This window comes from Acidovorax sp. Leaf191 (assembly GCF_001424425.1).
Classification (GTDB): Bacteria; Pseudomonadota; Gammaproteobacteria; order Burkholderiales; family Burkholderiaceae_C; genus Acidovorax.
The window spans coordinates 128864-145005 of sequence record NZ_LMPT01000002.1 but is presented as its reverse complement, the minus strand read 5'-3'; the positions used below and the strand labels follow the sequence as shown (position 1 = coordinate 145005).

The 16142-nt window shown below is 68.9% G+C and carries 14 protein-coding genes; 7 read left to right on the top strand and 7 right to left on the bottom strand.

Annotated features, from left to right (window positions below; all coding sequences use genetic code 11):
- Positions 1 to 267 (top strand): hypothetical protein (locus tag ASG27_RS27450; RefSeq protein ID WP_235503966.1); only part of this gene is annotated, 267 nt, incomplete at its 5' end.
- Between the two features lie 75 nt (positions 268 to 342).
- Here the strand turns inward: ASG27_RS27450 and ASG27_RS04535 are convergent.
- Together ASG27_RS04535 and ASG27_RS04530 are read right to left on the bottom strand one after the other, a co-directional pair.
- Positions 343 to 969, bottom strand: a complete 627-nt coding sequence (locus tag ASG27_RS04535; protein WP_056414171.1) for a response regulator transcription factor — start codon at positions 967 to 969, stop codon at positions 343 to 345.
- Positions 970 to 1015: 46 nt separating this feature from the next.
- Complete coding sequence (locus ASG27_RS04530; RefSeq protein ID WP_056414168.1) at positions 1016 to 2605, bottom strand: sensor histidine kinase; 1590 nt, start codon at positions 2603 to 2605, stop codon at positions 1016 to 1018.
- Between the two features lie 110 nt (positions 2606 to 2715).
- Here ASG27_RS04530 and ASG27_RS04525 point away from each other — a divergent pair, with 110 nt between their 5' ends.
- The 3 genes from ASG27_RS04525 to ASG27_RS04515 all read left to right on the top strand — a co-directional run bounded on the left by ASG27_RS04525 (position 2716) and on the right by ASG27_RS04515 (position 5587).
- The gene (locus tag ASG27_RS04525; RefSeq protein WP_056414165.1) at positions 2716 to 3672 is read left to right on the top strand and encodes a cation diffusion facilitator family transporter; all 957 of its coding nucleotides are present in this window, start codon (positions 2716 to 2718) and stop codon (positions 3670 to 3672) included.
- A complete protein-coding gene (dtd, locus tag ASG27_RS04520) occupies positions 3669 to 4130 on the top strand; it encodes a D-aminoacyl-tRNA deacylase (protein WP_056414163.1) in 462 nt (153 codons plus the stop codon). The genes ASG27_RS04525 and dtd overlap by 4 nt, the downstream gene beginning before the upstream one ends.
- A gap of 179 nt (positions 4131 to 4309) precedes the next feature.
- Entirely contained in the window at positions 4310 to 5587 is a 1278-nt protein-coding gene (locus tag ASG27_RS04515; protein WP_056414161.1) for an MFS transporter, read from the top strand.
- A 48-nt stretch (positions 5588 to 5635) separates the two neighbouring features.
- Here the strand turns inward: ASG27_RS04515 and ASG27_RS04510 are convergent, their stop codons facing one another.
- Both ASG27_RS04510 and ASG27_RS04505 read right to left on the bottom strand, forming a co-directional pair.
- Positions 5636 to 8635 (bottom strand): DEAD/DEAH box helicase family protein, encoded by a 3000-nt coding sequence (locus ASG27_RS04510; RefSeq protein WP_056414158.1) that lies wholly within the window; start codon positions 8633 to 8635, stop codon positions 5636 to 5638.
- Positions 8632 to 10629 carry a DNA methyltransferase gene (locus ASG27_RS04505; protein WP_056414155.1) on the bottom strand — a complete coding sequence of 666 codons (1998 nt, stop codon included), beginning with the start codon at positions 10627 to 10629 and terminating at the stop codon, positions 8632 to 8634. Before ASG27_RS04505 ends, ASG27_RS04510 begins: the two co-directional genes overlap by 4 nt.
- Before the next feature lie 119 nt (positions 10630 to 10748).
- Between ASG27_RS04505 and ASG27_RS04500 the strand changes: the two genes are divergently transcribed.
- Entirely contained in the window at positions 10749 to 11294 is a 546-nt protein-coding gene (locus tag ASG27_RS04500) for a transcriptional regulator (RefSeq protein ID WP_235503965.1), read from the top strand.
- Between the two features lie 90 nt (positions 11295 to 11384).
- Here ASG27_RS04500 and ASG27_RS04495 read toward each other — a convergent pair whose 3' ends face one another.
- From ASG27_RS04495 to ASG27_RS04485, 3 genes are all read right to left on the bottom strand, one after another.
- Positions 11385 to 12128 (bottom strand): sulfite exporter TauE/SafE family protein, encoded by a 744-nt coding sequence (locus tag ASG27_RS04495; protein ID WP_056414152.1) that lies wholly within the window; start codon positions 12126 to 12128, stop codon positions 11385 to 11387.
- Between the two features lie 241 nt (positions 12129 to 12369).
- On the bottom strand, positions 12370 to 12828 hold the full coding sequence (ybeY, locus tag ASG27_RS04490) for an rRNA maturation RNase YbeY (protein ID WP_056164422.1): 459 nt from the start codon (positions 12826 to 12828) through the stop codon (positions 12370 to 12372).
- 67 nt (positions 12829 to 12895) lie between these two features.
- Entirely contained in the window at positions 12896 to 13852 is a 957-nt protein-coding gene (locus ASG27_RS04485) for a PhoH family protein (protein WP_056414149.1), read from the bottom strand.
- Between the two features lie 81 nt (positions 13853 to 13933).
- Here ASG27_RS04485 and ruvA point away from each other — a divergent pair, with 81 nt between their 5' ends.
- Positions 13934 to 14509, top strand: a complete 576-nt coding sequence (gene ruvA, locus ASG27_RS04480) for a Holliday junction branch migration protein RuvA (RefSeq protein ID WP_056414146.1) — start codon at positions 13934 to 13936, stop codon at positions 14507 to 14509.
- A 349-nt stretch (positions 14510 to 14858) separates the two neighbouring features.
- A complete protein-coding gene (locus tag ASG27_RS04475; protein ID WP_082485800.1) occupies positions 14859 to 16127 on the top strand; it encodes a trypsin-like serine peptidase in 1269 nt (422 codons plus the stop codon).
- The last annotated feature ends 15 nt before the right edge of the window (positions 16128 to 16142 follow it).

Sequence of the window (16142 nt, the reverse complement as noted above, 5' to 3'; positions counted from 1 at the left end):
AAAGAAAGTTACTCGCACGCCGGGCGACTCCCGGCCTCCGCCCTTGAACCAGGCACGCGGTACAAACCAGCGAGCCTGCGAGCGCACCCCGGTTTCGACAAGCTCAACCCGAACGGCCATGGGTCGATGCGCCCAGGTTTCGACAGGCTCAACCCGAACGGATGTGGATCGATGTGCCCAGGTTTCGACAAGCTCAACCCGAACGGCCATGGACCGATGCGCCCAGGTTTCGACAAGCTCAACCTGAACGGGTGGGATTCAATCTGACCCGGTCGCGAAAGACTCAACCCGAACGGATGGCGGTCGCGGGTCCTACGCCGTGAGCAGCCACCCGAGAACGCCTCACTCCACCAGCGCCGCATACCGCCGTATCAACTGCGCCAGCGACTCCGCCCCCAACTTGCCAAACAGATTGGCCCGGTGCGTCTCCACCGTGCGCGGCGACAGCGCCAGCGCCTTGCCGATCTCCTTGTTGGTCAGCCCTTCCACGATAAGACCCAGCACCTCACGCTCCCGCGCCGACAGCTGGGCAAACCGCTCGCGCGCCTGCTGGTCGGCCTGGTGGCGCTCGCGCGAGCGCACATGCTGGCGCACCGCGTTCTGCAGGGCCTCGATCAGCACCTCGTCGTCCACGGGTTTTTCCAGAAACTCCGCCGCACCGGCCTTGAAGGCGCGGCGGCACATCTCCACCGTGCCGTGGCCCGTCAGCAAGATCATGGGCTGGTCCACACCCTGCGCCAGCAACTGCTCCAGCACCGTGAGCCCGCTGATGCCGGGCATGCGCACGTCGAGCACGATGGCGCCGATGCTGGCGCGGTCGAACCCCGCCATGAAAGCCTGCGGCTCGGCCCAGGCCTGCACGCGCAGGCCCACGGTGCTGATGAGCAGCGAGAGGCCCTCGCGCACGGCGGCGTCGTCGTCCACCAGGTGGATCAGGGGGGACAGCGAGGTGGCGTTGTCGGTGGTCATGGCGATAACGTTGGCGGTGGATGTGGCGAGGGCCAGGGGGGCTGGGCTACGGCGCGCTGGCGTGGGGCGTCTGCGCGGGCGGCAGCGGGGCCGTGCCGGGCGCCGCAGGCAAGGTCAGCACAAACTCCGCGCCCCGCTCGCTGGCAGACGACGGCTGGGGCGCCAGCACCAGGCTTGCGCCCATGGCCTGCGCCAGGCTCTCGCACAGCGTGAGGCCCAAGCCCAGGCCGCCGGTGCGCGTGGTGTAGAACGGCTCGAACAGGTGCGCGCGCGCCTCGGGTGGCACGCCGGGGCCGTGGTCGCGCACCGACAGCGCCACGTGCGCGGCGTCCGGCATCCACAGGCGCAGCGCCAGCTGGCGCTCGGTGGGCGGCACCTGGTCCAGCGCCTGCAGCGCGTTCATCAGCAGGTTGTGCACGATCTGCTGCAGGGCCACGGGCTCGGCCAGCACGGCGGGCAGGTCGGGGGCGACGGCCACCGTGGGGGCCACGCCGCGCTGCGCCATCTCGGGCTCCAGCAGGTGCAGCACATCCTGCACGGCGGCCGCGGGCGCCAGCGGCTGGGCCTGGCCGGCCAGGTCGGGGCGCTCGACCAGGCGGCGCAGGCGGCCCACCACGGCGGTGGCGCGGCGCGCCTGCTCCACCGCGCGGGCCATGGCCGTCTGGGCGGTGGCAAGGTCGGGTGTTTCATCGGCCAGCAGGCGCTGGGCGGCCTGCGTGCTGGACAGCAGCGCGGTGAGCGGCTGGTTCAGTTCATGCGCCATACCGGCGGCCAGCTCGCCCAGGGTGTTGAGCCGTGCCACCTGGCCCAGGCGCAGCAGTTCTTCGGCCCGCTGGCGCGCCACGCGCTGGCGCCACCAGGCCACGCCACCGGCCCACAGCGCCGCCGTCAACACGCACCAGCCCAGCATGGCCAGCCAGGGCAGCTCTGCCATCCCCACCTGGCGCCGCGCCACTACATCCAGCGGCTGGCTGGCCGCGGCCAAGAGTTTGTGGAATTCGTACGACCAGCCCAGGCCGCCGGCCAGCCGCCCCGGCTGCACGACGAAGGCCGCGCCGCCGTGCTCCAGCGTGACGCGCACGGGGCTGGTGGCCAGGTCCATCGGCCATTCGTCCTGAGGCACGGTGGCGCGCAGGTCGATCTGCAGCGCATGGCTGGCCGGGGTGCTGGCCAGCACCAGGTAGAAGCGGCCTGCGGGCAGGTCGGGCAGCGCCATCTCGGGGTGGCCCGAGCGGCGCGACGCGGCCTCTGCCGCTGCCAGCGGGGCCTGCAGCGCTGCAGGCCAGGCGCCGCCGGCGGGCCGCTGCAGCACCGACAGGATCTGCGGGTACACCGATGGCAGGCGGGGCAGGGTGGCGGCTGGCGCGGTGGCGTCGCCGCCCATGCCCGATGCTGCGGTGGAACCCTGCGCGGGCGGGGGCTGCAGCAGGGCCAGGGTGGACATCACCGCATCGTGCTGCACCACGCGCTGGCTCAGCAGGCGGTGCACGATGCGCGCATCGGTCTCGAACGCCGCATGCAACTGCTGCAGCCGCGCCGATGCCAGCCACACGCAGCCTGCGCAGGCCACCAGCGCCCACAGCGCCAGCGCGGCGAGATGCAGTCCTGTGAAGTGGCGTCGCCATGCCTGGGTCATGCGGCCGATTCTGGCATGGGGTGGGCGTGGCTGCCCGGGCGCAAGCGGTGCTTAAGGTGGCTCTGGTGTAATTCCGGGCTCGGCCTTCCGGGCCTTGATGCACGCAGTCCATGTCCTCGCCTCCGCCCACATCCGGCGCCCCCCGCGCCTCGCACCCCTGGCTCCAGCCCCGCAATCTGCTCTGGGCGTCGGTGGCTGTGGCCGTGGTCACCATCGCGCTCAAGACCCTGGCCTGGGTGGTCACGGGCTCGGTCGGGTTGCTGTCCGATGCGATGGAGTCGTTCGTGAACCTGGCCAGTGCCATGTTTGCGCTGGCCATGGTGACGGTGGCGGCGCGGCCGGCCGATGACGACCACCCCTACGGCCACCACAAGGCCGAGTATTTTTCGTCCGGGTTCGAGGGCATTCTCATCGTGGGCGTGTCGGCCGGCATCCTGTGGGCGGCGGGGCACCGGCTGGTGGACCCGCAGCCCATCGAGCAGATCGGCTGGGGCCTGGGGCTGTCGGTGATCAGCTCGGCGCTCAACGGCTTGCTGGCCTGGGTGATGTTCCGCTCGGCGCGCGAGCACCGCTCCATCGCGCTCGAAGCCGATGCGCGCCATCTCGTCACCGACGTGTGGACCTCGGCGGGCGTGCTGGTGGGCATCGTTGGCGCGGCCCTCACGGGCTGGCTGTGGCTCGATGCCGTGGCGGCGATCGCCGTGGCGCTCAACATCCTCAAGGAGGGCGTGGAGCTGGTCTGGCGCTCGTCCCAGGGGCTCATGGATTCCGCGGTGGAGCCTGAGGTGCAGGCCACCATCGACGCCACACTGCAGCAGTTCGTGCAAGCCCGGCCGCCCGGCGCGGTACGCTTTGACCATGTCTCCACCCGCCGTGCGGGCCAGCGCCAGTTCGTGGACCTGCATCTGCACATGCCTGCCCACTGGACCCTGGGCCGCGCCGCGGAACTGCGGGGCCAGGTCGAACGCGCGCTGATGTCCGCCGTGCCCGGCCTGCGTGCCACCATCGAGCTGCTGCCCACCGATGTGGAAGCACATTTTGACGACCCCAAGGATGAAGTGACGTGATCAGTGTCTTGCAGCGTGTGCGCGAAGCGCGGGTGGATGTGGAAGGGTGCACCGTGGGGGCCATCGGTGCGGGCCTGCTGGTGCTGGTGTGTGCCGAGCGCGGCGATACCGAGGCCGAGGCCGACAAACTGCTGGCCAAGATCTTGAAGCTGCGCATCTTTTCTGACGACGCCGGCAAGATGAACCGGAGCGTGCAGGACACCGGCGGCGGCCTGCTGCTGGTCAGCCAGTTCACGCTGGCGGCCGACACCACCGGCGGCAACCGGCCCAGCTTCACCCAGGCCGCGGCCCCCGACGAGGGGCGCCGCCTGTACGACTACGTGGTGGCCCGGGCCCGCGCCGCGCATCCGCAGGTGGCCACCGGCCAGTTCGCGGCCGACATGCAGGTGCACCTGGTCAACGACGGGCCGGTGACCATCCCGCTGCGGATCGCACCAGCGCCCGCCGCGGCACCGTGATCCTGCTTCGGTGCGGCGGGTCGCTGGAGCAAGCGTGCCGCCTGTGACCGATGGGCCCGCCGGCGCATCGGATGCGGTGGCCGGGGCATGTCCGCACGGCGACGGCAGGCCGCGCGCAAAGTCTGTAGGCTCGGGCGGGTGCCTGCCCTCCTTCTTGCGCCATGGCGACAGCCGCTGCCATGGCCCGTGCCCGACCTGTGACTGAAACCGCCCCCCCTCCGCCAGCCCCCTTGCCGCCGCCAGGCCGCGCCCTGTGGGTCATGTACCTGTGCCTGCTGTCGGCCTTTGCGCTGAGCCAGGCCTACCGCACGGTGACGAGCATCATCGCCACCGGCCTGCAGGCCGACTTCGGCATCTCGCCGGATTCGCTGGGCGCGTTCGCGGGGCTCTTTGGCCTGTCGTTCGGTGTGGCGCAGTTGCTCATGGGCATCGGCATGGATTTGTACGGCCTGCGCCGCACGGTGCTCACGGCGTTTCCATTGGCCGCATTGGGCGCCGCCGTATCAGCCGCTGCGCCGAGCTACGGCTGGCTGATGCTGGGGCAGCTGCTCATCGGGGTGGGCTGCTCGCCGGCCTTTCTGGCCAGCACGGTGTTCATCGCACGCCACTTTCCGGCGCAGCGGTTCGCCTTCTTCTCGGGCCTGGGCATGGGGGTGGGAGGGCTGGGGCTCATCTTCACCGGCACGCCGCTGGCGTTCATGGTGCAGACCTGGGGCTGGCGCACCGGCTTTGCGGTGCTGTCGGTGCTGTCGCTGCTGGCGTGGCTGTTGATTTTTCTGCGGGTGCGCGAGCCTGCATTGCCCCGGGCCGACGAGCGCCCCCGCGAGTCGTGGGCGCAGGCGGCGGGGCGGTTCGGCGCGCTGTTCAAGGTGCCGCACACCTGGGGCATCCTGATCCTGGGCATGTGCTGCTACGCGGCGTTCCTCACGCTGCGCGGACTGTGGCTGGGGCCGCTGCTGATGGGGCGGTATGGGTTTTCGCTGGTGCAAAGCGGCAATGTGGCCCTGGTGCTGTCGGTGATCTCTCTGTTCATGCCCGCCCTGTTCGGCCGGGTGGACCCGGGGCCTGCGCGGCGGCGGCGGTGGATCACCAATTTTTCGCTGCTCATGGGCAGCCTGTTTTTGCTCATGGCGTTTTTGCACCATGCGGCGGCGAACTTGGTGCTGATCTTCCTCATGGGGCTGCTGTCGGGCTACGGCGTGCTGCAGTACGCGGACGTGCGCTCGTCCTACCCCGCCGAGATGACAGGGCGCGCGCTGTCGCTGTACACGATGTCGATGTTCATGGGCATTGCGCTCATGCAGTGGCTGACCGGGCTGCTGGCCGCCTGGGCGCAGCGCCAGGGGCACGAGCCCTACCAGGCGGTGATGATCTGCATTGCGTGCATGCTGGCGGCGGCGTCGACCGCATTCCGGTTCTTGCCGCGGTCGCCCTTGCTGCAGCGCAGCGCCCTGTAGCGCCTGGCGCTGCCACCGCCGTGGCGGGCGGGCCGCAGGCCTTGGCCTTCACAGCAGGCTGGCTTGCAGTGCGGCATGGGCCTGCGGGCGCAGGCGCGCAAAGTCCAGCAGGTCCACCAGGCGCGCGCCCTTGGCCTGCCACTCGGCCATGGCGTCTTCTGCCAGCAGCACGTAGTGCCACGGCGGGCTGCCGCGCTGCGCGGGCGTGAGCGCGTTGATGCGCTCGCACCAGGCCAGCGCCGCCGTGCGTTTGCGCAGCACGTTGGGGTGGGTGGTTTGCTGCTGCGCCTTGGTCTCGGCCAGGTACACCGCATCGGCGGTGCGCACCAGAAAGTCGGGCGAGTAGAAGGCGGGCAAGCCGTCGTCCTTCACGTAGCGCAGCCGGGCAAAGGGGTGCCGGTTTTCGCTGATGCGGCAAAACGCCAGCACCTGCGAATCCGCCTGGGCCCAGTGGATGAACGTGCGCTCCAGCCCGCCGTTCCTGGCGGGCCAGCCCAGCCGGGTGTAGATGCACTTGCTGACCGCCACGGACTGGCTCTCGCGCACCATCAGGCGCGGCGCTTCGCTCAGCCTGCGCAGATGCACCTCGGTGTGTCCCGCGGCGTGCCGCTGCTCGGACTCCAGCAAGGCCACGGCAAACACCTTGGTGATGTGGTCCACCACCGGTTGCAGCAGCAGCACGCGCCAGTTCTCGCCCGCCAGCGGGTTGAAGGCGCCGCCGAACAAGGTGGTCCAGATGTAGTCGTCCAGCCAGCCGGTCAGTTCGGCCGTGTGCACCTGCCAATACGGCTTGGCCAGGTGCGTGGCAATCTTCTGGCCCCTGGGCAGGGGGTCGCTCAGCGCCTGGCTGATGCGCCGGGTCAGGCGCGACAGGTACTCGTTGTAGCCGCCCACGTTCATCACCGCGCCGTCCACGCGGTAGTCGCCGAACAGGGTGGCGCTTTGCAGGTCTTGCGAGATGAAGGTGTCGCCCCGGCCCAGCAGGGCGGTCAGCTGATCGGCCGTCATGGCGGTGAAGGCCAGCAGCGTGGCCAGGTCGGGGCTGCGGTGCTCGCGCACCTCGTCGGCCTCTTGCAGGATGAAGGGGATGCCGAAGTCGAACGCTTCGAAGCCGTCCCGCAGTTCTGCCGCCACCACGTCGCCGGTGCTGGAGATCTCATCGGTGCCGTCGCCGGTGGTGCCGGCCAGGCCTTCGTGCAGCAAGTCGTCGTAGAACGACTGGAAGGCCGGGTGCTCCACGATGGAGAGCACGTCGATCAGGCTGCCGGGCTCCTGGCCTGCGTTGATGCGCTCGCGGTTCTCGCGCTTGAGGTCGGTGTATTCGGCGTCCCGCCACATCAGCCGCAGGCCCCGGCCAATGGTCTGCTCGAGCAGGATCTGCGCCTGGCTGGAGCGCAGCGGCACGATGACGCAGATGTTGTTCACATCAAACCCCTCGCGCAGCATCAGCACGCTGACGATGACGCGCGGCGTGGCGTGGCTGTCCACACTGAACAGGCGCTCGCGCACGGGCGCCCAGTCCTTCTCGCCCAGCTCGGCCTTTCTGCCGGAGTCGATGGTCATCACATCCTCGTCGGCGAGGCCCTCGTGCTGGCGCAAAAAGTCCGCCACCAGGGGCGACACGCCGGTGTCTTCGCACACCACCAGCATCTTGGGGTGGCGGTGCGGGTCGATGCGGGCAAAGTCGGCTTCGAGCTTGCGCAGCTTGTGCAGGCCCGCCCGCAGCATCACCCGCTGGCCTTCGCTCAGGGTCGGGCGGCCGGCCTCGTCGCGCTCGGCCTTGAAGTCCAGCGGCAGCGCGCCTATCTCCTTGCGGCGGTCGAGCACCAGCGACTTCACCAGGCCGGCGCGCATGGCGCTGTGCAGGTCGAAGTCCACCACGATGTGCGGGAAGTACAGCTTGCGTCGGGTTCTGCCGCTGCCCACGTCGTTGTACGGCGTGGCCGAGAAGTCCACCTGCACGAAGCGCCGCCCCTTGCTGGCAGCGATGCGGGTCAGGCTTTTTTGCCACTCCACCTCGGTGGTCTCGCCCTCGCGCTGCAGCTCGTGGATGTGGTGCGCTTCGTCGTTGAAGACCATCAGCTCCGGCAGGCCCGCCAGGAATTCGAGCACGTTGCCGCGGGCGTAGCGGCGGTCCAGCACGTCCAGGCTGTTGCCGGTGGCGCGGCCGGGGGTGAGCGGCAGCACCGCAGCCACCACTTCATGGGCGGGCAGCGGTGTTGCGGTAGCGGTGGCGGTTGGCTCGTCCATGATGTCTTGCGGCGCTTCTCCTTCGGCCAGCAGGTGCCAGTTGGTGATGGCGATCAGGCCGTTGCCCGTGGTCTTGAGGCCGATCTCTGCCTTGGTGCACACATTGCCGCGCACGAAGGCCAGCACGGCGTCGCGGTGTGCCTCGGGCACGAAGAGGTCGGCGTACAGCGCGATGTCCGAGCGGCTGAAGTCCCGCGCCGCGCTGCCCGCCACCGGCTTGCCGCAGAACGCGTCCAGCAGCCGTTCGTAGACGATGAGTCCGGGCGCCACCACCATGAACTGGCGGGTGAAGCGCGCATCGTCCGCGCCGCTGGCCAGCGCCGCGGTCTTGTTCAGCAACTGCCACACCATCAGCGCCTGCATCACCCAGGTCTTGCCGGTGCCGGTGGCCATCTTGAAGCAGTACTTGGGGTGGGCGTGGCGCGGGCGCGCCAGCTCGCCCCGGAGCGTGCCGCCCTGCAGCGCCGCGGGCGCGCAGGCCTCGTACAGCTGCAGCAGCGGCCCATGGTCGCGGTGGTTCCCCAGCACTTCGTGCGCGACGATGGCGTTCAGGATGGCCTGCTTTTGCCCCGCATGAAAGTTGAGCCCGCCGCCGCCCGCGGCCGTCGCGCCCCGTGCCAGCAGCATGTCGTCGCCAAACCACCAGTGCAGCAGCTCGGCCGTAGTGGGGGTGACCAGGTCCAGGATGCCCGCCGTGCCGGATTCGAGCCCCTGGCACAGTTGCCGGGTCTTGGCGGTCAGGCCGGCGGCCAGGGCGAGCGGGTCGGTGGTGTGCGGGGCGTTGGCGTGGGCGCTCATGCGGCCTCCACCGTGGCCACCACCTCGGCCTCGAAGCCGAAGACATCCACCACCCGCACACACACTTTGCGCGGGCCGGGCCTGGCGGGGGTGGACACGACGGCGGTGCTGACCACGCGCAGCGCATCGGCGTCGCTCGCGGTGTTGCCCCGGTAGTCCTGCCACACCGAGCGGAACACCTGGCCGTCGTAGTCCGGGTCCACCGCCCAGTACTCGATCAGGGCCAGGGGCTCGGCATTGGCGACCTGTTGAAGCTTGGTGCGGTTGTCGTCATCGAGGTTGATGGCCTCGGGCGAGAGCAGCACGTAGTTCTTGAGCCGCACGGTCAGCGTTTCCTCGGCCACCCCGCCCGGGTGCGCCGTGCCCGCCGACGCCTGCCGGTGCACCGGGTGGATGGTGAGGTACTGCAGGCTGGAGAAGCGCACCTGCCCGCGCAGCTTGTCGATGCCGCCCTTTTTCTTGAGCCGGTCCATCAGGTCGGGCGGGATCACCAGCACCTCCAGGCGCGGGTCGTTGAGCGCGGTGATGGTCTCGCCGATGCTGGGCTCGAAATTCCAGCCCAGCACCACCACGCGGTCCCAGCCGCCCAGCAGGTTGTCGCGCTGGGCCACCGCCTTCTTGAGCGTGGCCATGCCGGTGAGCTTGTTGGGCGAGTCGGCCAGCACCAGCGTCTTGCTGCCGCGCTTGCCGCCGAAGTCGAAGCCCGCGATCTGCCCCAGGTTGCGCTGCGGGTTCACATCGGCCGGCAGGGGCAGGGCGCCGTACAGCGACAGCACGATGTGCGACAGGTCGCCCATGCGGAAGTCGCGGCCCAGCGTGGCCTTGGCGGCTTCGACCTGGTAGTCGCCGATGGCCTGGTAGAGAAACGGCCGCGCCTCCAGGTCGATCAGGCGCTTGCGCATGATCATGCACGCGGGCTTGCCCAGGTCGGTGGTGATCCAGCGGCGCGCTGCGGCGTTGGAGTAGACGCTCTTGTTGCCGTCCTTGGCCACGCGCCGCCCCTCGGCGGCGGCCGCAAAGCTGCCGCTGCCGCCAAAGAAGTCGGCCACCAGGTCGCCGGGGTTGGACGAGGCTTCGAGGATGCGCGCCACCAGCTCGATGGGTTTTTGCGTGGCATAGCCCACTTGCTCCTGCGAGTGCGCCACGACGAAGGGCACCTCCCACACGTCGTGCATCTGCACGCCCCGGCTGGGCTCTTGGGTGCGCACGGTGACGAGCTTGCCGCTGTCGTCCGGCACATTCACACGCCGGGTGTTGCCGTGGATGGCGGCGGTGGACGCGGCCAGGGGCTGGAACAGCTGGTTGAATCTGTAGTTCTCGGATTTGCGGTAGAAGTAGATCGTGTCGTGCATCCGCTGGAACGTGCTGGCCGCGGCCGACCAGCGCTTGTACCACCAGCAGATCTCGTTGACGAAGTGCTGCTTGCCGAAGACCTCGTCCATCACCAGCTTGACGTAGTGGCCCACATGCCAGTCCAGGTGCACGTAGATGGAGCCTGTGTCCGCCAGTAACTCCCGCATCAGGATGAGGCGCGGGGTGATCATGGCCAGGTAGGAAGCCGTACCATCGCTCCAGGTGTCGGAATACGCGAACTGCTCGATGACGGTGGGGCGCTGTTCCAGCTCCAGGCCGGGCAGCGTCACCTTGGTGCGGTAGTCGGCCTTGCTGTCAAACGGTGGATCGATATAGATCAGGTCCACCTTGCCGCGCAGGCTGGGCGTATGGGCATCGCCCGCCAGCAGCGCGGCCATGGCCAACAGGTTGTCGCCATAGACCAACCGGTTGGCCCACGCGCCGTCGCTGCCGTCCCGCTGCTCCTGGCGGGCCTGGTGTTGAACCCAGTCGGTGGTGGCGCTGGCCCGGGCGGGCAGCACCACTTCGCGGGTCTGGAGGCTCACGCGGTAGCGGCCTTCCAGGCCCTCCAGAATTCTTTCGGCTTCCTTGCGGCCCTGGGCCACGATCTCGGGGAGTTGTTCAAGCAGCGATTTGGGCATACGGCGTACGCGGCCGCAGATGCCTGCAAGCCTGTTGGGTGATTCAATCAACAAATGATTGAATCCATTGTGCAACAAGAAGTTGATGGCCAATTCAACCGCCGCTTTACGGTTGGAGGATGGACAACAAGTTGGAGTTCGCCGAACGATTGCGTGACGCCATGGTGGCTGCGGGCCTGGAGCCGCGGCCAGGGGTGTTGCTGAGCCTGTTCAATGGCAAGTACTGGGGGCGCTCCGTGACCTTCCAGGCGGTGTCGCGCTGGCTCAAGGGCGAGGCGATCCCGGCGCAGGACAAGCTGGTGGTACTGGCGGAGTTGCTCAAGATCGAGCCGGAAGTGCTGCGGTTCGGCTCCAGCGTGCGGCACGCGGTGCAGGAGCACCGCAACCGCTGGCAGGTCGGCGTGGGCTATCTGGAGCGCGAGACCTTCGACGCCTTCTTGCAGCTGCCTGCACCCCAGCGCAAGCTGGTGCGCGAAATCATCCTGACCTTTGCCAAGGTGTATCCGGCGCCGCCGGTGGTGCCGCCGGTACCTGTGGCACCCGTGGTTCGCGTGGCGCGCGTTGCCCCTGCCGGGCCTGCCGGGCCTGCCGGGCCCGCTGCGCCCTCGGCCACCGCTGCGACTGGCAGCACGCGCAAGAAGCCACCCCAGGGCCGGGCGAAGTAGTCAGCCGGCCCCGCCACCGCCGCCGCCCTAGGCCGCATCGCTGTGCGGGCACCCCCGGGGGTGGCCGCGGTGATCGCGATGCATCGCGGCTCACGGCTGCCGCCAGAAGAACAGCCCCGCCATCACAAGCCCCGTGGCCACGATGCCCCAGCGCAGCACGGGCGCGGGCAGGCGCCGCGCCACCCGCGCGCCGCCGTAGCCGCCTGCCGTGGCCGCCACCATCATCATCAGCGCCTGGGGCCACAGCACCACCCCGCCCGCGGCGTAGATCGCCACGGCAATGGCGGTGAGCAGGGCCGAGACCCAGTTCTTGAGCCCGTTCATGGCGTTCAGGTGGGTCTGCCCCAAGAGGCCGAACAGCGCCAGCAGCAAGATGCCCAGCCCGCCATTGAAGTACCCACCGTAGGCCGCCACCGCCAGCACGCCCAGCGTGGCCTTGGCCGTGGACGGGTGGCCGCCCGCGAGCCGCCTGCGCAGCCACGGCCCAAACGCGAAGAGCGCGGTGGCGGCCAGCAGCAGCCAGGGCACCACGCGCCTGAAGGTTGCATCGGGCGTGACCAGCAGCAGCGCCGCCCCGGCCGCGCCGCCGATGAGCGCCAGCGCCACCAGCAGCCGCATCGACAGCCCCGGCGGCGGGGCGGTGTCTTCGCGAAAGCCCCAGGCACCCGCGATGTACCCCGGCAGCAGCGCCACCGTGCCCGTGGCATTGGCCACCACCGGCGGCACGCCGGTGAACACCAGCGCAGGCAGGGTCAGAAAGCTGCCGCCTCCGGCAACGGCATTGAGGGCGCCGGCGATGAACGCGGCGGTGAGCAGCAGGGCGGTCTCGAGCATGTCTCCCCCATGGGGCGCGTTGCCGGGCCCTAGGTGTTGTCATTGGATGATTGAGTCGATCTTAGGTGCGAAAACGCCCGCCACCCGCGCAGATTGGGTGGGAAAAAGGTTGGAGAGATTTGCAGGCGCTGCCCAGCCGCCCCGCAGTCCAACTGAAGGACCCTGTTGAACGCAGCCGGTGCGCAGGCCGTGCGGTGGCTGCGGGAGCGCTGGTGGCGCTGGAGGGCCCGCAGTCCCCAGGCTACTTGGCGTACGGGTCTTCGAACCCCAGTTCGGCGAGGATGTCCGTCTCGTACGACTCCATCTCGTCGGCGTCGGCCTCGCTGGTTTCGTGGTCCCAGCCCTGGGCGTGCAGCGTGCCGTGCACCAGCATGTGGGCGTAGTGCTCTTCCAGGGTCTTGTTCTGCTCCTTCGCCTCGCGCTCGATCACGGGGGCGCACAGGACCAGGTCGGCGGTCACGACCGGCTCCTGGGTGTAGTCGAAGGTGAGCACGTTGGTGGCGTAGTCCTTCTTGCGGTACTCGCGGTTGAGCTGCTGGCCTTCTTCGCTGCCCACGATGCGCACCGTGATCTCGGCATCGGTGGCCAGGGCGTGGCGGATCCAGCGCGCGACCTTGTGGCGCGGCAGCACCGCGCGGTGGGCGGCCAGTTCGTCGAAGCGGCCGAACTGGAGCGAGAGGGACAGTTGGTTCAGGGGCATGTTTTATTGTTATTTTTGGCCGCTACCGCTTGATCGGAAAGCGCTGGCAGCTATCAAAAAGTGAGCATCAGTCCCGGGCGCGGGCTGCGGGCGCCCGCCGTGGGGCGTCGTACGCGTCGACGATGCGCGCGACCAGCGGGTGGCGCACCACGTCGGCGGTGGTGAAGCGCGTGACCGAGATGCCCTTGACGCGCTTGAGCACGCGCTCGGCGTCGATCAGGCCGCTCATCGATCCCTTGGGCAGGTCGATCTGGCTCACGTCGCCGGTGACCACGGCCTTGGCGCCGAAGCCGATGCGGGTGAGGAACATTTTCATCTGCTCAGGCGTGGTGTTCTGCGCCTCGTCCAGGATCACGAAGGCATTGTTCAGCGTGCGCCCGCGCATGAAAGCGAGCGGCGCAATCTCCAGCGCATTGCGCTCGAACGCCTTCATCACCTTGTCGTAGCCCATCAGCTCGTACAGCGCGTCGTACAGGGGGCGCAGGTACGGGTCCACCTTCTGGGCCAGGTCGCCCGGCAGAAAACCCAGGCGCTCGCCGGCCTCCACCGCGGGGCGGGTCAGCACGATGCGCTGCACCGCGCTGCGCTCCAGCGCATCCACGGCGCTCGCCACGGCCAGGTACGTCTTGCCCGTGCCGGCCGGGCCGATGCCGAAGGTGATGTCGTGGCTGGCGATGTTTTCGAGGTACAGGCTCTGCGTGGGGGTGCGGCCGCGCAGGTCGGCGCGGCGGGTGTTGAGCACGATGGCGCCCTCGGGCGCCTCCACCAGGGCGGTGTCGCCCGCGAGCATGAGCTGCAGGTAGTCCTCGGTGACGGGCCGGTCGGCCATCTCGTACAGCGCCTGCAGCAGCTCCATGGCCTGCGTCGCCTTGGCCTTGGGACCGTCGACCTTGAACTGCTCGTGGCGGTGCGCGATGCTCACGCCGAGCGATTCCTCGATGGTGCGCAGATGGGCGTCGGCCGGACCACACAAGTGCGTGAGCCGCATGTTGTTGTGGGGAGTGAATGTGTGTCGCAGGATCACGCGGATAATTCCAGTCAAACAACGGAAAAGCGGCAAGAACGACGGCGCTGGCTGTGTGGCCGGCGGCATCAAAGGACACCAATGATAGGCAAATTGACCGGCACCCTGCTGGAGAAGAACCCCCCGGAGGTGCTGCTGGACTGCCACGGCGTCGGCTACGAGGTGAATGTGCCCATGAGCACCTTCTACAACCTGCCCGCCGTGGGCGAGCGCGTGAGCCTGCTCACGCAGTTCATCGTCCGCGAGGACGCGCAGCTGCTCTACGGCTTTGCCACGGCGCCCGAGCGCCAGGCTTTTCGCGAGCTCATCAAGATCTCGGGCGTGGGGCCGCGCACGGCGCTGTCCATCCTGTCGGGCATGGGCGTGACCGACCTGGCCCAGGCCATCTCGCTGCAGGAGGCCGGGCGGCTGGTCAAGGTGCCGGGCATCGGCAAGAAGACGGCGGAGCGCCTGCTGCTGGAGCTCAAGGGCAAGCTGGGCGCTGACATCGGCGCAACACCGGGCGGGGCGACCAGCGACGCGCAGACAGATATCCTTCAGGCCTTGCTGGCCTTGGGCTATAACGACAAGGAAGCTGCGGCAGCGCTCAAGGCGCTGCCCGCGGAGGTGGGTGTGAGTGACGGGATCAAGCTGGCGCTGAAGGCGCTGGCGAAATAACCAGAAACATATTTTTAAAGGGTGAGGTACGTCGATGGACACGAACAAAAGCGCGCGTTTGGCGAAATTGCTGGCGGCAACTGCTGCCGCGGTGGTGATGGCGGGTTGCGGAGGAGGGGGCGGCGGCGACGCTGCGGCCACCCCGACGCCGGCACCGGTACCTGCGCCGGAACCCACACCGACACCTGCGCCAGCGCCTACACCCTCGCCTTCGCCTGCTCCTACACCGGCGCCCACGCCAGCGCCCACTCCGGCGCCGGCGCCCACGACGCCGGTCACTGACCGGGTCGAGCCCTTCGATACGGGAGAGATTGCGACCAAAAGCGCTGCGGCTGTTGTGACACGCGCCGTGCCTGCGGGACGAGACGTCGCCAGCGTCGTCCTGGGCCCGGTGGGCAGTGGTGCACTGCCCAAGGCATCGGCAGCACTGGGTGCCTCCGAGCCGCAAATCGGCGTTGCACGCGACGTGCCCGCCCTGGCAAAGGCGTCTGACCTGTCGGCAAAGCTGCGCTGGACGGACACGGCACGCGGCACGCGCGCAGCGGCGTTCAGTGTCACGTCGGAAGGCGCCAAGGGCGTTCGGCTGGGCCTGCTCGTCCGGGGCTTGCCCGACGGTGCCGTGCTGCGCTTTTACGCGCAAGCGGGTGGCGCTGCTGCGATGGAAGCCACCGGCGAGCAGATCATGGCCAGCATCGAACGCAACCTGCAGGCCGGCACACCCGACGAGGCTGCGCACACGTACTGGAGCCCGGACTTCGGCGGTGCGGAAACCACGGTCGAAATCGAGATCCCGGCCGCGGCTGCCACCACGAGCGTGAAGCTGGCCATCCCCCGCCTGTCGCACTACGTGGTGTCGCCCGACGAGGCGCAATCCCAGGGCCTGGCCAAGGTGGGCGAGTCCGGCACCTGCGAAGTGGATGCGATGTGCAAACCGGAGTTCGCAAGCCAGAGCCGGTCGGTCGTGCGCATGCTGTTCGTGCGCGACGCGAAGACCTACCTGTGCACCGGCACCCTGCTCAACGACGCGCGCTCGAGCCGCACACCGTACTTGCTCAGCGCCAACCACTGCATCTCCAGCCAGGCAGAGGCATCGTCTTTGATGACGGACTGGTTCTACCGGTCATCGGCTTGCAACTCCGGCAGCGTGTCCCCCAGCACCCAGCGCCGTGCGGGCGGTGCCACCCTGCTGCACTCGGCAGCTGCCACCGACACGGCCTTCATGCGCCTGAACGACGCGCCGCCGGCTGGAGTGGTCTATGCCGGCTCTTACTTCGGTACGCTGGACACGGGCCACACCCTGGCCGCGGTCCACCATCCGAAGGGAGATCTGCAGAAATTCAGCTCGGGCATTCTTCTGCGCTACAGCAACTGCTCCGATGAGGTGTGTTTCTCGAGCAATATCAACAGCGGCTCGTTCCTGACCATGGGATGGCAGCAAGGCGTGACCGAAGGCGGAAGCAGCGGCTCCGCACTGTTCCACACGCTGGGCGACAAGCGCTATGTGGTCGGCCAGCTGTACGGCGGTGCCTCCAGTTGCCAGGCCCCTGCGGGGCTGGACCACTATGGCCGGTTCGACGTCGCCTACCGCAACGCCATCAAGCAGTGGTTGAACCCCTGAGGCGGGTGAACGGAT

Coding starts and splice junctions, on each gene's coding strand:
- ASG27_RS04535 (WP_056414171.1), bottom strand. CDS start 969: ATGACCACCGACAACGCCACCTCGCTGTCCCCCCTGATCCACCTGGTG.
- ASG27_RS04530 (WP_056414168.1), bottom strand. CDS start 2,605: ATGACCCAGGCATGGCGACGCCACTTCACAGGACTGCATCTCGCCGCG.
- ASG27_RS04525 (WP_056414165.1), top strand. CDS start 2,716: ATGTCCTCGCCTCCGCCCACATCCGGCGCCCCCCGCGCCTCGCACCCC.
- ASG27_RS04515 (WP_056414161.1), top strand. CDS start 4,310: ATGGCCCGTGCCCGACCTGTGACTGAAACCGCCCCCCCTCCGCCAGCC.
- ASG27_RS04510 (WP_056414158.1), bottom strand. CDS start 8,635: ATGAGCGCCCACGCCAACGCCCCGCACACCACCGACCCGCTCGCCCTG.
- ASG27_RS04505 (WP_056414155.1), bottom strand. CDS start 10,629: ATGCCCAAATCGCTGCTTGAACAACTCCCCGAGATCGTGGCCCAGGGC.
- ASG27_RS04500 (WP_235503965.1), top strand. CDS start 10,749: ATGGACAACAAGTTGGAGTTCGCCGAACGATTGCGTGACGCCATGGTG.
- ASG27_RS04495 (WP_056414152.1), bottom strand. CDS start 12,128: ATGCTCGAGACCGCCCTGCTGCTCACCGCCGCGTTCATCGCCGGCGCC.
- ybeY (WP_056164422.1), bottom strand. CDS start 12,828: ATGCCCCTGAACCAACTGTCCCTCTCGCTCCAGTTCGGCCGCTTCGAC.
- ruvA (WP_056414146.1), top strand. CDS start 13,934: ATGATAGGCAAATTGACCGGCACCCTGCTGGAGAAGAACCCCCCGGAG.